The sequence below is a fragment of the Paraburkholderia sp. J10-1 genome (assembly GCF_905220165.1).
In the GTDB taxonomy this organism is placed as follows: domain Bacteria; phylum Pseudomonadota; class Gammaproteobacteria; order Burkholderiales; family Burkholderiaceae; genus Paraburkholderia.
Genome location: NZ_CAJMYW010000019.1, coordinates 86,335 through 100,966, shown reverse-complemented (window position 1 = coordinate 100,966; position 14,632 = coordinate 86,335). Strand labels below are relative to the sequence as shown.

15 protein-coding genes are annotated in these 14,632 nt (G+C 66.0%); 8 read left to right on the top strand and 7 right to left on the bottom strand.

The annotated features are described in order from the left end of the window. Window positions 1-60 precede the first annotated feature (60 nt). The 4 genes from U5A65_RS34990 to U5A65_RS34975 all read left to right on the top strand — a co-directional run bounded on the left by U5A65_RS34990 (window position 61) and on the right by U5A65_RS34975 (window position 3,974). Window positions 61-1,137 (top strand): porin, encoded by a 1,077-nt coding sequence (locus tag U5A65_RS34990; RefSeq protein ID WP_321912270.1) that lies wholly within the window; start codon window positions 61-63, stop codon window positions 1,135-1,137. A 26-nt stretch (window positions 1,138-1,163) separates the two neighbouring features. Next, a complete protein-coding gene (locus tag U5A65_RS34985; RefSeq protein WP_321949145.1) occupies window positions 1,164-2,645 on the top strand; it encodes a M20 family metallopeptidase in 1,482 nt (493 codons plus the stop codon). A 134-nt stretch (window positions 2,646-2,779) separates the two neighbouring features. Further along, window positions 2,780-3,685, top strand: coding sequence for an NAD-dependent epimerase/dehydratase family protein (locus U5A65_RS34980; RefSeq protein ID WP_321912273.1), 906 nt, complete (start codon window positions 2,780-2,782; stop codon window positions 3,683-3,685). 106 nt (window positions 3,686-3,791) lie between these two features. After that, window positions 3,792-3,974 carry a hypothetical protein gene (locus tag U5A65_RS34975; protein WP_321912275.1) on the top strand — a complete coding sequence of 61 codons (183 nt, stop codon included), beginning with the start codon at window positions 3,792-3,794 and terminating at the stop codon, window positions 3,972-3,974. A 71-nt stretch (window positions 3,975-4,045) separates the two neighbouring features. Here the strand turns inward: U5A65_RS34975 and U5A65_RS34970 are convergent, their stop codons facing one another. Genes U5A65_RS34970 through U5A65_RS34960 form a run of 3 tightly spaced genes read right to left on the bottom strand, consistent with a single transcriptional unit; the run spans window position 4,046 to window position 5,608 of the window. Beyond that, window positions 4,046-4,786 (bottom strand): thioredoxin family protein, encoded by a 741-nt coding sequence (locus tag U5A65_RS34970; RefSeq protein ID WP_321949144.1) that lies wholly within the window; start codon window positions 4,784-4,786, stop codon window positions 4,046-4,048. Window positions 4,787-4,820: 34 nt separating this feature from the next. Beyond that, entirely contained in the window at window positions 4,821-5,159 is a 339-nt protein-coding gene (locus U5A65_RS34965; protein WP_321912279.1) for an SRPBCC domain-containing protein, read from the bottom strand. After that, window positions 5,159-5,608, bottom strand: coding sequence for a metalloregulator ArsR/SmtB family transcription factor (locus U5A65_RS34960; protein ID WP_321949143.1), 450 nt, complete (start codon window positions 5,606-5,608; stop codon window positions 5,159-5,161). Before U5A65_RS34960 ends, U5A65_RS34965 begins: the two co-directional genes overlap by 1 nt. A 141-nt stretch (window positions 5,609-5,749) precedes the next feature. Between U5A65_RS34960 and U5A65_RS34955 the strand changes: the two genes are divergently transcribed. Next, window positions 5,750-6,145, top strand: coding sequence for a hypothetical protein (locus tag U5A65_RS34955; protein ID WP_321949142.1), 396 nt, complete (start codon window positions 5,750-5,752; stop codon window positions 6,143-6,145). Between the two features lie 121 nt (window positions 6,146-6,266). On the opposite strand, the gene U5A65_RS34950 is transcribed toward U5A65_RS34955, so the two are convergent. Further along, complete coding sequence (locus tag U5A65_RS34950) at window positions 6,267-7,667, bottom strand: NCS2 family permease (protein WP_321912285.1); 1,401 nt, start codon at window positions 7,665-7,667, stop codon at window positions 6,267-6,269. Window positions 7,668-8,199: 532 nt separating this feature from the next. On the opposite strand from U5A65_RS34950, the gene U5A65_RS34945 reads away from it, so the two are divergent. Beyond that, complete coding sequence (locus tag U5A65_RS34945) at window positions 8,200-9,237, top strand: PRC-barrel domain-containing protein (RefSeq protein WP_321912287.1); 1,038 nt, start codon at window positions 8,200-8,202, stop codon at window positions 9,235-9,237. 11 nt (window positions 9,238-9,248) lie between these two features. Then, window positions 9,249-10,502 carry an MFS transporter gene (locus U5A65_RS34940; protein ID WP_321912289.1) on the top strand — a complete coding sequence of 418 codons (1,254 nt, stop codon included), beginning with the start codon at window positions 9,249-9,251 and terminating at the stop codon, window positions 10,500-10,502. Between the two features lie 212 nt (window positions 10,503-10,714). Here U5A65_RS34940 and U5A65_RS34935 read toward each other — a convergent pair whose 3' ends face one another. Both U5A65_RS34935 and U5A65_RS34930 read right to left on the bottom strand, forming a co-directional pair. Next, the gene (locus U5A65_RS34935) at window positions 10,715-11,188 is read right to left on the bottom strand and encodes a DUF3331 domain-containing protein (protein WP_051482004.1); all 474 of its coding nucleotides are present in this window, start codon (window positions 11,186-11,188) and stop codon (window positions 10,715-10,717) included. Between the two features lie 792 nt (window positions 11,189-11,980). Next, a complete protein-coding gene (locus U5A65_RS34930; RefSeq protein WP_321949141.1) occupies window positions 11,981-12,889 on the bottom strand; it encodes a LysR family transcriptional regulator ArgP in 909 nt (302 codons plus the stop codon). A 143-nt stretch (window positions 12,890-13,032) separates the two neighbouring features. Between U5A65_RS34930 and U5A65_RS34925 the strand changes: the two genes are divergently transcribed. Beyond that, window positions 13,033-13,650, top strand: a complete 618-nt coding sequence (locus U5A65_RS34925; RefSeq protein WP_321949140.1) for a LysE/ArgO family amino acid transporter — start codon at window positions 13,033-13,035, stop codon at window positions 13,648-13,650. A 46-nt stretch (window positions 13,651-13,696) separates the two neighbouring features. On the opposite strand, the gene U5A65_RS34920 is transcribed toward U5A65_RS34925, so the two are convergent. After that, complete coding sequence (locus tag U5A65_RS34920; RefSeq protein WP_321949139.1) at window positions 13,697-14,629, bottom strand: hypothetical protein; 933 nt, start codon at window positions 14,627-14,629, stop codon at window positions 13,697-13,699. Between the last annotated feature and the right edge of the window lie 3 nt (window positions 14,630-14,632).

The following is a 14,632-nucleotide window of genomic DNA, read 5'->3' as shown; positions in this document are numbered from 1 at the left end:
GCCAGCTTGAGTCCCGTGCGCATCGCATCCGTGATCCATCAGACCAACAACATTAGAGACATGAAGACATTCTTTCCCACCGCTTCGCAATGCTTGCGCCCACTCGCGCTGGCAATCCTCGCCTTGGCCGCTCATGGCGCGCAGGCGTCGATGACGGTCTACGGCGCCGTCGACAGCTTCCTGCAATACTCGAACAACAGCGGAGACACCGCGCTGCGACTGCAAAGCGGCGGCGCGTCCACCTCGCGCTGGGGCATCACCGGCTCCGAGGACCTGGGTGCGGGCGTCTACTCGGGTTTCAAGCTCGAAGGCGGCATCAACCTGATGAACGGCCAGCAGCAGAGCGCCACCTCGATGTTCAATCGCGAGGCCAATCTCTGGATCGGCTCCGAGCGCTGGGGCCGCCTGAAACTCGGCAAGCAGTATCCGGCAATTCCACCCGAAGGCGCCGACCCGTTCTATGCCGTCGGCATGCTGTCGCCGTGGGCGAGCGCCGTGCTCGCGGTCGGCGACCTGGGCCCCGGCGCGACGACCGTGCAGGCGCGCGTGGACAACGCCGTGAGCTATCAGACGCCGACTTACAACGGCCTGAGCGCGACCGTGCTCTACGCACTGCGCAACGAGGCCGGCGCGAGTCCAGTCGCCCGCAACGTGGGCGGACTCGTCGACTACGCGAACGGTCCGCTCGACCTCACCGTCTCGTACAACGCGATCTGGGCCGACACGCCGCACGGCAAGGCACCTGGCACACCGGACGGTCCGCGCACCGACCTCGTGATGGCAAGCGCGCTCTATCAGTTCGGCGCGCTCGGCGCTTCGGCGACCTTCACGCTCACGCGCCCCACCGCCATCAACACTTACGTGGCGAGCGTGTACTCGCTCGGCGCGGTGTGGTCGCAGGGGCCGCACGCCGTGCGCGCCGGTGCGATCTACCGCAACGTGTCGGGCCGCGAGGACAGCGCGTTCGGCCTGCTGCTCGGCTACGACTATCAGTTCTCCAAGCTCACCGGCTTGTACGCGCGCGTGGGCGGATTCCGCAACCAGGGCCAGTCCCAGCTCTCGTTCGGCTCCGATCCGCTCGCGTCGCCGGGTCTCAATCCGCTCGTCGTCGCGCTCGGTCTGCGCAAAAAATTCTGATCGACTCTCTCACCTGCCTCGAAACCATGACACCTCCTACCGCTCTCGCCTCGCTCGCCACCGCATTCATCGACGAACATGCGCCGCGCTACACCGCGCTCGCCGACGCCATCTGGCAACTCGCCGAAGTGCGCTACGAGGAAACCGTCTCGGCGGCCCTGCATATCGACGCACTCGAAGCCGCGGGCTTTCGCGTGACACGCGGCGTTGCCGGCATACCCACTGCTTTCGTCGCCGAATACACGAACGACTCGCAAGGCGCCGCCACGGCCGATAACGCGCCGGTGGTCGCGATCCTTGGCGAATACGACGCGCTCTCGGGGCTGAGTCAGGAAGCAGGCGCACTCGCCTGCCATCCCGCCAGCGACATCGCCAACGGCAACGGCCACGGTTGCGGCCACCATCTGCTCGGCACCGCCGCGCATCTCGCGGCGGTCGCCGCTGCCGCCGAGTTGAAAGCGACCGGCCGGCCCGGCACGGTGCGCTTCTACGGCTGCCCGGCCGAGGAAGGCGGCTCCGGCAAAACCTTCATGGCGCGCGCCGGCTGCTTCGACGACGTCGACGCCGCGCTCTCGTGGCACCCCGCGACGCACACAGGCGTGTTCGCGGCCAGTTCGCTCGCCAATATTCAGGCGTACTTCCGGTTTCACGGCCGGGCGTCGCACGCGGCCGCGTCACCGCATCTCGGACGCAGCGCCCTCGACGCCGTCGAATTGATGAACGTGGGCGTCAACTATCTGCGCGAGCATATGCTGCCGGAAGCGCGCGTGCATTACGCCGTGACCAACACGGGCGGACTCTCGCCGAATGTCGTGCAGGCGAACGCCGAAGTGCTCTACCTCGTGCGTGCGCCTCGCAACGATCAGGCGCGCGATCTCTACGCGCGCGTGTGCGACGTCGCGCGCGGCGCGGCGCTGATGACGGGCTGCCGTCTCGAGATCGTGTTCGACAAGGCCTGTTCGAACCTGCTGCAAAACACGATCCTCAACCGCGTCGTCGATCGCCATCTGCATGCGTTCGGCGCGCCCGCCTGGAGCGAGCCCGAGACCGCGTTCGCACGCGCGCTCCAACAGGAAACCTTGAGCGCCGAGGACATAGACAGCGCGGCGCGCTCGCTCACCCATGCGTGGCGCGAACCGCAACCGCTTTTCGACCGCATCGATCCCTACGAGCCAGGCAACGAAAAACCGCTCTATGGCTCGACCGACGTCGGCGACGTCAGCTGGGTCACGCCGACGGCGCAATGCTTCGTGAGCTGCTTCGCGTTCGGCACGCCCTTCCATTCGTGGCAGCTGGTCGCGCAAGGCAAGACCTCCCTTGCGCACAAAGGCATGCTGCTCGCAGCGAAAACGCTGGCCGCCGCCGCGCTGGATCTGCTCGCCCACCCACGGCTCGCGGCCGAAGCGAAAGCCGAATTGATCGAACGCCGTCGCGGCAAGCCGTACGAATGCCCGATTCCCGCCGACGTGCCATTGCCCTTCACTCGTGCCACCCACGCAACGGCCTGAGCGCGGTGCGGCTCGTCGTCGTCCGCATTATTGATCGCGAGTCAAGATTCATTTGAGACTAAAGCGGTTTTTGCAAAGCCGGAATGCGCCGATACTGATCGCCGTCGCAAATCGAACAGAACCAGGAGCAACCCATGAAAGTATTCGTGACAGGCGCAGGCGGTTTTATCGGCGGCACGATCGCAGCGCATCTCGTGCGCGCGGGCCACACGGTGCGCGGCCTCGTACGCCGCCCCGAGCAGTTCGCCGACCTCGAAAAACTCGGCATCACACCCGTGCAGGGCGATCTCGACGACCGTGCGACGCTGATGGAGCAAGCGCGCGCCGCCGACGCCGTGATCAACGCGGCCAGCAGCGACCATCGCGGCGCGGTCGAGGCGCTCATCGACGCGCTCGCAGGCTCCGGCAAGCCGCTCCTGCACACGAGCGGCTCGAGCATCGTGGGCGACGCGTCGGGCGGCGAAGCGACCGATCGCATCTATTACGAAGACGCCCTGCCCGAGCCGACCGCCGACAAGGCGCCGCGCGTGGCGATCGATAATCTCGTGCTCGCGGCGGCGGCGCGCGGCGTGAAGAGCGCCGTGCTGTGCAACACGCTGATCTATGGCGTGGGCGCCGTGCCGGGCGCCGCAAGCGTGCAACTGCCGCGGCTCATCCGTCAGGCGCAGAAGAGTGGCGTGATGCGCCACGTCGGGCGCGGCCTGAATATCTGGTCGAACGTGCATGTCGACGACGTGGCCGAACTCTATCGCCTCGCGCTCGAAAATACGCCGGCGGGCACGTTCTACTTTGTCGAAAGCGGCGAAGCGAATTTCCGCGACATGACCACGGCGCTCGCCGATGTGATGGGTCTCGGCGCGCCGCAGGACTGGCCGCTCGAAGCAGCAATCGAGGAATGGGGTTATGAGATGGCGTCGTACGGCCTCGGCTCGAACAGCCGCGTGCGCGGCGAGCGCGCCCGCAAGCTGCTCGGCTGGCAGCCGCAGCGCACTTCGGTCACCGACTGGATTCGTAAAGAGATGCCAAAACCGCAAAGATAAGTGCTGTAGAGCACGTTATTGTTGCGTATCCGTAAGGTCGATTCGCTAGAATCCGAGCGTCTTGCACTAGCTGCTGGCGCGTTGCGCGCCGGCACCGGATACGCCGATGCTACTCGCGCTGAACTTCTACTGGCTGACCAATCTGCTGGCCGTCCTGATCATCGTCGCGTGCCTCTACGACACGCGCTACGATGAATATGGCACGCTGACGCTCGCCGCCAGCGCGATGGGACTGATCGTGATGGCGATCGAAGTGCTGCTGCGCCCCGCGTTCGAGATGTCGCTCTAGCCCATTTCTTACGCTGACATCGCAGCATCCTTTCGCTGTACTAACAACTGCCTATCCTTATTGCACGGCATTTACTGCTTCTCGTGCGCACAGCACGATGACTGCGCGGGCGCATCTTCATAGCGATCGTGGTGACGCATCCACTCGCGCATGTCCTTCTCTTCGTTGCGCCCCTTCGCGGTGAGTTCCAGCATCGCATACGTTCCGATCAGCATGTCCCCGCCGCGCGCGTATGTTGAATACGTGTGGTACACGTTGCCCGCTTCGTCGCGATAGAACGCGCTGACGCCGGGCAGTTCGTCGCTCATGTATTCCTGCTCGGTGTAGTTGTAGATTGCCTTGCCGCGCGCCTTGTCGGTCTCGCTGAACGACACGTGATAGTCGAAGTTGAAGTCGCTCGCATTCGACGACACCCACGGAAAGCGCCAGCCCATGCGCCGCTTGAACGCCTCGATCTTCGCGAGCGGCGCGCGCGATACGGCCACGTAGGTCACGTCGTGATGCTCCAGATGCGGCAGCATGCCGTCCACGTGGTCGGAGAGGAACGAGCAGCCCGGGCATCCCTCTTCCCACTCCGGCCCCAGCATGAAGTGGTAAATGATCAGCTGGCTGCGCGACCCGAATAGCTCGGCAAGCGTGCGCGCACCTTGCGGCGTATCGAACGTATAGGTTTTCTCGACTTTCACCCACGGCAGCGCCTGACGCTTCGCCACCAGCGCGTCGCGTGCATGCGTGAATGCGCGCTCCTCTGCCAGCAACGCCTTGCGGGCCTCAAGCCATTCGGCCTCCGAAACGATCTTGTGCGTCTCCATCGTCCAATCCTCCTTTCGGTTACATGCGCGCCGTTCAGGCGAACAGCGCCACCAGTTGATCCATCGCGCTTGTCCAACCCTCGTTATGCGAATCGCGCGCCGCTTCGTCGAAGAAGCGTTCGTGTTTGAGCGTGAGGTCGGTGGCGGGCCCATCGGCGCGCAGCGTCACCGTGACGAGCGACTCGCGCTCCGGCGTGCTGCGCCACGCCCACGTAAATACGAGCTTTTCGTCCGGCACGACTTCGAGATACGTGCCGCTCACGTCGTGCTCCTCGCCGTTCGCGCCGCGCATGATCACGCGAAAGCGCCCGCCCACGCGCACATCCGCTTCAGCGTGGATGCAAGTGTTGTCGAGCGGTTGCATCCAGCGCATCAGCTGCGCCGGCTGCGTCCACGCGGCGTAGACCTTCGCGGCAGTGGCGTTGAGCCGCCGCCGGATGGTGAGACTTGGAGCTTGCCAGGTGCCGGGTCCGGCTGCGGGCTGGGTAGACATGCATCTTCCTCCACGAAAGCGGCGAGTCGATCGAGCGTTTCGCTCCAGAAGCGTTGATAGTGCGCGAGCCACTGCATCGCGTCCTCCATCGGCCCCGCGGCGAGCCGGCACGCCACGGTGCGGCCGGTTTTCGCGCGCGTGACGAGGCCCGCCTGGGCGAGTACATCCAGATGCTTCATGACCGCGGGCAACGACATCGAGAACGGCTGCGCGAGCGCGCTCACAGAAAGATCGTCGTGCTGCGAGAGGCGCGCGAGCAGCGCGCGCCGCGTGGGATCGGCGAGCGCCGCGAAGGTGCGGTCGAGGGTGTCGTCTTCATACTTAACCATGCGGTTAAGCATAGACGGCGAGCGCGCGATGTCAAGGAAAGCGTCGGCATGGACTGGCGGCGGCGCGCACGGCCGCACAGCCGCCACTAAAATGGCCGTTTCACCGCGCCGCGCATTTCCCCATCTCTGCCACGTCACGCCATGCCGTCCAAAATCCGCAACTCGCTGCTCTGGATCTTCGACGCCTTCGAGCGCGAGCCCAGCTACCTCTGCAAGCCCATGTTCGGCTGCGACGCCGCGTATCTGGACGGCCTGCTGTGCCTCGTAGCCGCCGACCGCGACGCGCCGTTCAACGGCGTACTTGTCTGCACGTCGCGGGAGCACCATGCGTCGCTCATCGAAACGATCCCGGCGTTGCGAGCACATCCCGTGCTCGGCAAATGGCTCTATGTGCCGCAAGCCGATGCGGCCTTCGAAGATACCGCCGCGACGTTGAGCGCGCTTGTCCTCGCGCGCGACCCGCGCATCGGCGTGGAGCCTAAACCGCGCAAGCCACGCAACGCGGGCAAGGGGCGTAACAGCGTGCTGCCGAAGTAACGCGCCAAAACATCACGCGCCGAAAGCCACACGGCCCGCGCCGCCGTGAAGCGACGCGGGCCGTGCAGCCGCCCGGACGGGCCGCCGTGGCCGCCGGGCGAATGACCGGGTCATCCGATTCTCAGATGGCCCAGCCGCCCAGGTAGAACGCGGCCAGCACGCCGGCGATCACCACCGTGCCCACATTCAGCTTGCGGATCTCGCCGCTCACCACGCGGCCGATCACGAGCGTGCAGAAGCCCAGCATGATGCCGGTGACGATGTTCGCCGTGAGCACGATGAACACAGCGCACACGAGGCCCGACATCGCATCGACCATATCGGCCATGTCGAGGCGGCTCACGCTCGACAGCATCATGAGGCCCACGTACATCAGCGCGGGCGCCGTGGCGTACGAGGGCACGAGGCCCGCGAGCGGCGCGAAGAACATCACTGCGAGGAACAGCACGCCCACCGTAGCGGCGGCGAGGCCCGTCTTCGCGCCTGCGGCCACACCCACCGTCGATTCGATATAGGCCGCCGCCGGCGCGCCGCCCAGGAAGCCCGAGAAGATCGAGCTGACCGAGTCGGCCGTCAGTGCCCGCCCGCCGTTGACGATACGTCCGTTCGCGTCGAGCTGACCGGCCTGCCCCGCCACGGCGCGGATCGTGCCGGTGGCGTCGAACACGGCCGTCATCACGAGTGCCAGCACGCTCGGCAGCACGGCGAGCGAGAGCGCGCCCTTGATATCCATCGCACCAATCAGCGAGGCATGGCCCGGCGCCGAAAGCGACGGCCACGCGAACACGCCGTGAAAGCTCACGGCCGGGTCGATGGCGAGGCCGAGCGCCGAGATCGCGACGATCACGATCAGGATCGAGCCCGGCACACGGCGGCGCACGAGGCCGAAGATCGCGGCGAGGCCGACCACGGAAAGGATCACAGGCAGCGAAGTGATGTGGCCGAGCGAGACCGGCAGGCCCGCGCCCGGATTCTTGACGACGAGGCCCACGTCATTGGCGGCGATCAGCAGCAGGAACAGGCCAATGCCGATGCCCGTGCCATGTGCAATGCCGTGCGGGAGGTTGCGCAGGATCCACGAGCGCACGCCCGTCACCGAAATGCCCGTGAACACAAGGCCCATGAGGAACACCGCGCCGAGCGCCACTTCCGGCTTCAAGCCCTTGCCGAGCACGAGGCCGAAGGCCGTGAACGCCGTGAGCGAGATGGCGCAGCCGATGGCGATCGGCAGGCGCGCCCACAGGCCCATGAGCAGCGAGCCGAACGCCGTGGTCAGACACACGGCCACGAACACGGCGCTGGTGTCGAAGCCCGCCTTGCCGAGCATGCCCGGCACGACGAACACGGAATAGACCATCGCGAGGAAGGTCGTGACGCCCGCAATCGCCTCCTGGCGCAGCGAGCTGCCGCGCGCGGCAATGTCGAAATAACGGTCGATGAAGCCCGAGGCCTCGCCCAACTCGATGGGCTCGGCTTCGGCGGCGGTCGTGCCGGCAAGCGGCTGCGCGTGGGGTTCGATCATGGTGAGTGCCTCCTTTATCAGCATGCTGAAACGGTTCACGGCTCACCAGCCGATCCGTCATCAGGTTTGTCTCGAATGATGTAGTTGTGTCGACGCGTTGCCGGCGCCTGGCTCAACGTCCGGCGCTCATCGTTTTGACATCTCTTTATGGATGGAGCGAAGGTTAGGCGAACACGTTATGCGCTCCCATCGCATGAGTCGCATTGAGTTCATGCCGCGATGCTTATATGCCCGTGTACTGGGCGCGCCGCGCGGGCTGGCCCCGCGTTTACACCTGGACGCGCCTGGAAGCCCCTGAACGCGGCGCAGGCGGTTTTCAGGGCGGCCTGACCTGTTTCGTCTGACGAAGGCGCGACGAATCGCCATCGCTACGGCTCGAGCGGGCATCCTGCCGCCCGGCGCGGCGTTTGCGGCACGTCAACCGCGTCGTCATTAAGCGGATCGGCCTGGCGCGCGGGTTACACTCACGCATCCCGACCCGGTTTCCCCCCGCCGCGCGCGTCGCGCCGGCTGCTCCAAGGAGTTTCAGTAGATGAGACGCGGCATCTTGCGTTCCGCACGTCCTGTTTTTCACTTTCCGTACGCCCTGACGCTGCTGATGCTGCTCACGCTTTCGGGCTGCAGCCTGTTCCGGCCGGCCCCGCCGCCCGAGCCGGAAGCGCCCGTGGCCACGGAGCCCGAGCCGGCCGCAAGCGAGCCCGAGGCCGCGTCCGCGCCGGAGGCGGCGAGCGAGCCGGAAACGGAGAGCACGGTGAGGCCTGCGCCGAAGAAGCCGCGGCCCGCGCTGGTGCGCCGCCCCCGTCCGGCGCCGCCGCCGCCCGCGCCCGCGAGTGCCCCGCCGGCACCGCCCCGGCCGCCGCTCGTGCAGGTACGCACACTCGAGCGCGGCACCTTCCGCACGCTACTCGACAGCGAAGTCCAAAAAACCGACGGCAAGGTCGTGGGCCGTGCCGTCGATATGGTCACGGGCCCCGGCGGCAAGCCGGTCGACGTCGTGGTGAACCTGCAAGGCTTCATGGGCATTGGCGATCGCAAGGCCAACTTCCCGTGGAGCGGCGTGCGCGTGAACACCCAGGCAAAAACACCCGCCATCACGCTCGCCCTGCCCGCGAGCCAGCTGCAGGTGCCCGACCGGCCCAAGGCCGGCGCGCCGCAGCCCGGCAACCCCGAGGCGAGCGCGACGCGCCTGCCCATGCTCGACGCGGACGTGGAGCGCGCCAACGGCGCCAAGGTGGGCCGCGTGGTGGACGTGCTGCTCGACGGCAGCGCCGCCCCGCAGGCCGTGGTGCTCGACGTAAGCGGCACGCTCGAGAAGCGTCATACGATCGCGGCCGACTGGTCCGCGCTGCGCTTCGTCACGAAGAACAATGCGCTCGAGGCGCAGCTCGAAATGAGCGATCAGCAGGTGGATGCCTCGCCGCCCTACGCTCCCGACCAGCCGGTGCGCGCCGTGACGCCCGCGGCTCCGCCGCCCCCAGCCGCCCCGGCTGGACAAGCCGCCCCGCCGGCCCAAGCCGCGCCCGCTGCATCGCCTGTCGCCTCCGCAGCCAATGCCCACGGTGCCAAATGACGGACGGCACCATGCAACAACCCAATCCAGACCCGCGCAGCGTGCGCGCGCTCGACTGGCTGAACTTCTTCGTAGCGAACGTGCAGACGGGCTTCGGGCCGTTCATCGCGTCGTATCTGGCATCGCACAAGTGGACGCAGGGCGAGATCGGCCTCGCCCTTTCGGTGGGCACGATCAGCGCGATGGTGAGCCAGGTGCCGGGCGGCGCGGCGGTGGATGCCCTGCGCAACAAGAAGGCCGCTGCCGCGTGGGCGATCATCGCGATCATCGTCTCTGCCGTGCTGCTCGCCGCAAGCCCGACTGTCGTGGCGGTCATGGCCGCCGAGGTGTTCCACGGCTTCGCCAGCTGCATGCTCGTGCCGGCCATGGCGGCGCTCGCGCTCGCGCTGGTGGGCCGCCAGAACCTGGGCGACCGGCTCGGCCGCAATGCGCGCTGGGCCTCGATCGGCAGCGCGGTGGCCGCCGGGCTCATGGGCTTGTGCGGCGAGTACTTCTCGCCGCGCTCCGTGTTCTGGCTGACGGCCGCGCTCGCGCTGCCCGCACTCGTCGCCCTCGCGATGATCAAATACGACCAGAATGCCGCCTACGCCAAACCCGCAGCCAAGCCCGGCAAGGCTGGCGCCGCGGCGGGCTCGGGCGAAGCTCGCGAGACGATTTTCGACCTGCTGCGCGACCGGCGCATGCTGACCTTCGCGGCCTGTGTGGTGCTGTTCCACCTCTCGAACGCAGCGATGCTCAACCTCGCCGCCGGCGAGGTGACGGCCGGTATGGGCGACAACGTTCAGCTCGTGATCGCGGCGTGCATCATCGTGCCTCAGGCCATCGTCGCGCTGATGTCGCCGTGGGTGGGCCGCACCGCCCAGGCCTGGGGGCGCCGCCCCGTGCTGATTCTCGGCTTCTGTGCGCTCCCGCTGCGGGCGCTCCTGTTCGCGGCGGTCGGCAACCCGTACTTCCTCGTGCCGGTGCAGATGCTCGACGGCCTTTCGGCTGCCGTGTTCGGCGTGATGCTGCCGCTCATCGCCGCCGACGTGGCGGGCGGCAAGGGCCGCTACAACCTCTGTATCGGGCTCTTCGGACTTTCGGCGGGGATTGGGGCCACGCTCTCGACGGCGCTTGCCGGCTTTATCGCCGACCACCTGGGCAATACGGTGAGTTTCCTCGCGCTCGCGAGCGCGGGCGCCGCTGCGGTGCTGATGGTCTGGCTTGCGATGCCCGAGACGCGCGACGCGCTCGAAGAAGAAAACGCCCGCGACGCCACGGTTTGAGCGGTGCGCCGCCGCAGCGGGCGCCGGTTGCGCCTGCCCCGGCGGACGGTGGCAACCCGCTTTTGTCGGGACGCACGAAAACCGGCGCCCTCAGGGCGCCGGTTCGTGCAAATTCATGACGGTGGCTGACGGGGTGTGGCCCGGTTCAAGGACAAAGAAAGAGGCAAACCCCGCAAACCCGCGCGGGCGACCGGTACGCCCGTGCACGCCGCTCAGGCGGCCAGTGCCTCGTCCAGACGCGCCGCGACGACGGCGTTGGGAAGGTTGTCGAGCTTGCTCGCGAGGATCATCGCGTCGGCATTGGCCGGACGATGGCGGCGATTCGGGCTCGGCCGGAACACCGCGTCGCCGCGGCGGATCTTCTCGCCGGTCAGTGCGCAAACGGCGCTGCGGCGCGCTGTGCAAACCCGCCACAACTGGTCGGAGTACCGGCCATAGGTGGCGTCGCTCCAGCAAACGGTGATGCTGTCCGGATCATGCCGCCGGATCAAGGTAATGCCCTGCGCGTCCCACGAACGTACGGTGGCACGCCGCCGGTTGGCCGCCTCCGAAGCGCCGCGTGTGATGGGTACCGGTTTGCAGCTTCTGCCGCCTTCGAATTCGCTGTCCAGGCTTAGCGGCTCGGAAGCCGCGGACAGAAGGTCAATGGTTTGTTGCCAAACGCTGCCGGTATCTAATTTCGTCATAATGCACCTCGTGCACGTGGAAACGATTCAAATATGCCGGTCGAATAAGCACTCTGCCACGTCCGGATTATAGCGTGTCTAACTCGCAATCCACAGGAAAAACGCAATTTTCACACGATAATGCCAAACGCAAAAAACGAGATGGCGGAGCTTTCAGTTCCGACTGTAAGCCTCCAATGTTGGTTTCTTTACATCCGTGAACTTTTTTGCCGATTTGATGATACTTAACAATCCCGCTGCGGAAAAAATAACCGGTTTCTGGCTTGATGTCACTAGCGGCGTGACTTTCGAACATAACTGAATTGTTACAGCGCCCGCTGCGTCCGATAGGCGCATGCCGCCCGAAACGCCCGCCCAGTGCCCATCTAGCGGTCTTTACGCGGAACGCACTGGCTCCACTCTTACACACGACACGTGACCGATCAATGAAACGCAATGCCCTATTCGACATAGGCGCATCAGACATATCACATACTAAACGTCAGTCTATTGACCGTAATATTCTCGCACGAAGCTTGCATCATCCTGTGCATCGAATATCGAGACATTCCACTATTCGGAATAGCAATTAATGGATTTTGAATATTCCTTTAGCGGCTTTGCTACCTGTCAATCCTGTCATTGTGCGATGCGTTCCATACGAATAGCAACAAAGCGGTGATGTTACAAGCACCATCATCCGCACCGAAAGAATGCACACTAAACCCCCATTGAATCCGCGGATAAAGACAAACGAATGAAGATATCGCGCGGTTCGTCTTAGGTGCGTCTTAGGTGCGTGCTGGTTTCGCCTCAGGTGGCGCGGCCCTGATCGAGAAATTCGCCGGCGCGTACTCTGAGCATCGAGCCGAAGTCGTCGAGCCAGCCAATGGAAAGCCGCCAGCTCTGCCAGTAGAGTTCGACGTCGAGCGCCCGGCCCGGCGTGAGCTCAACGAGTTCGCCGCGCGCGAGATGCGGCGCGATCATGCGCTCGGGGCACATGCCCCAGCCCAGACCATTCAGGCAGCAACGCAGAAAACCGGCCACATGCGGAATCCAGTGCAGCGGCGCATCGATCTGCGCACGCGTGATGCGGCGAATGAAGCGCTTTTGCAACTGATCCTTGGGATTGAACTCGACGCACGGCGCGCGGCGCAGCGTGTCGCGCGTCACGCCCTGCGCGAAATACTGCTCGAAGAACGCCGGCGAGCACACCGCGAGATAGCGCATGCGGCCAAGGCGTGTCGAGCGGCAGCCCTGCACGGGCTCGGCCTGCGTCGTGACGGCGCCCTGCACGCTGCCGTCGCGCATGCGTTGCGCGGTGTGATCCTGGTCGTCGATCACAAGATCGAGCAGAATGCCGCGCTCAACGCAGAAGGCCGCCACGGCGTCGATGAACCAGGTGCCCACGCTGTCGTCGTTCACTGCCACCCGCAGCGTCGGCCGCGCTGCCCCCAGCGCGCTCGTGAAGGTCGGCATCGCCCCGCCCAACTCCGCCTCGAGCAACTGCACGCGCTCCGTGTGACGGCACAGCAGCGCACCCGAAGCCGTCGCGACGCAAGGCTGGCCACGTTTCACGAGCACGGTGCCCACGCGCTCCTCCAGCAGCTTCACGCGCTGCGAGACCGCCGACGGCGTGACGTTGAGCGCGCCCGCAGCACGATCGAACGAACCATGCCGCACGACGGCGGCGAGCGCATCGAGCAAGGCATAGTCGAGCATTAGCGTTCCTTAATCCGGTTAATGAAAATGAGCTGTTCTTATGCGGCTCATGGCGGCAGACTAGCGCCATTCCCTGTCGATGTCCAACGATCGCAGGCGCCGCGTACTGCGCCGCCCGCGCTCCCACTTTGCCCGCAACCGTCATGAACTGGCTCGCTTTCACTCACGGCGCAGCGCTTTGCGCCTCGCTCATCGTCACGATCGGCGCACAGAATGCGTTCGTACTGCGTCAGGGCATCCTGCGCTCGCACGTCGGCAAGATCGTCCTGCTTTGCACGCTGTCCGACTTCGTGCTGATCGGCGCGGGGGTGGGCGGCGCCTCGGCGCTCGTCGAGCGCTATCCGACTTTCGTGCACGTCGTGCTGTATGTGGGGCTTGCCTGGCTCGTGTGGTTCGGCATTGGCGCGCTGCGGCGCGCGGTGCGCCCTTCGCACGCGGTGCTGGAAAGCAATGCCGCGGCGGATGCGCCCGAGCAGCGCGCATGGCCGATCATCCTCATGACGCTCGCGTTCACCTGGCTCAATCCGCACGTGTATCTCGACACCTTCCTGCTGATCGGCACGGCCGGCGCGCGCGAACCGCAGGGCAGCCGCCTCGCCTTTGCGATCGGCGCCATGTGCGTGAGCGCGGTATGGTTCGTCGCGCTAGGCTACGGCGCACGTGCGCTCGCGCCGCTGTTCCGGCGTGCGAGTGCGTGGCGCGTGCTCGACGGCGCCATCGGCGGCATGGTGCTATTGATCGCATTTGCGCAATTGCGCTAACACGCGCGCCCACTCAACACGCGGTTGGCGATCGGCGCATGCGCCGCTACTGTGCCGCGCCCCTCGCCTTCTGCTGCTGCAGCAGGCCCTCGACGAGTTCCGGCGACATATAGTGCGGCCCGTCGAAGAGATAGACGCGATAACCGTGATACGCCTCGAGCTGCGGCGCGAGTTCCGCGGCCGTGGCTGCACGAAAGCCCCCACCCTGCTTCGGGCGGAACGCCTCCGCAATGATGCGCACGCGCTTGTGGCCCAGATGCGCCGATAAGGCGTCCGCGTATTCGCGCGCCGCCGCCGGGCCGCGCGCATAAACACCGCAGCCGTCCTGCAGCAGCACGCCGACATCTTTCGGCAGCCAGGTGTCGAGCCATTTCGCCAGCGCCTCGCCGCCCATGTTGCTGGTGTCGTACACGCTGAGCCACAACGGATGCGGCAGCTTTTCCAGCAGCGGCGCCATACGTGGCGCGTCGGCCCAGGTGGGATCGACTTCGACGGGGAAATACCAGCCCGTGATGTGCACCGGCGGCCGCACAGCCGCTAGCTTCAGCGATCGTTCGACCAGCGTTTCGAGGTTCTCGCGCGCTTTCTTCTCGTCCGAATAGCCCGCCAGCCCGACGATCACGCCGCGCGCCCACGGTTCATTGGCAATGCGCACCCAGTCGGGCACGCGCGGCGCGGGAATGCCCGCGCCCGCCATGAACGCCACGTCGTCCACGGCGATCCATTGCACCAGCAGTTCGTTCACGCCTAACCGGTCCCAGTCGCCGCGCAGGTCGAGATGGTCGTTATCGGGCTGCCAGACGATGCCTTGCGCGAGCGCATCGGCGTGTGCGGGAACCTGCAGCGTGCAACCGGCGGCAGCCAGCGCGCACAGTGCCGCGCCTGCCAGACGCGCGCAGCGCCGCACAACGCACGAGCGCTTTCGTGCGGCTTCTGCCGCGTGGCCCGCATTGCCCTGGGCCGTTCTTCGCACGATCATCAG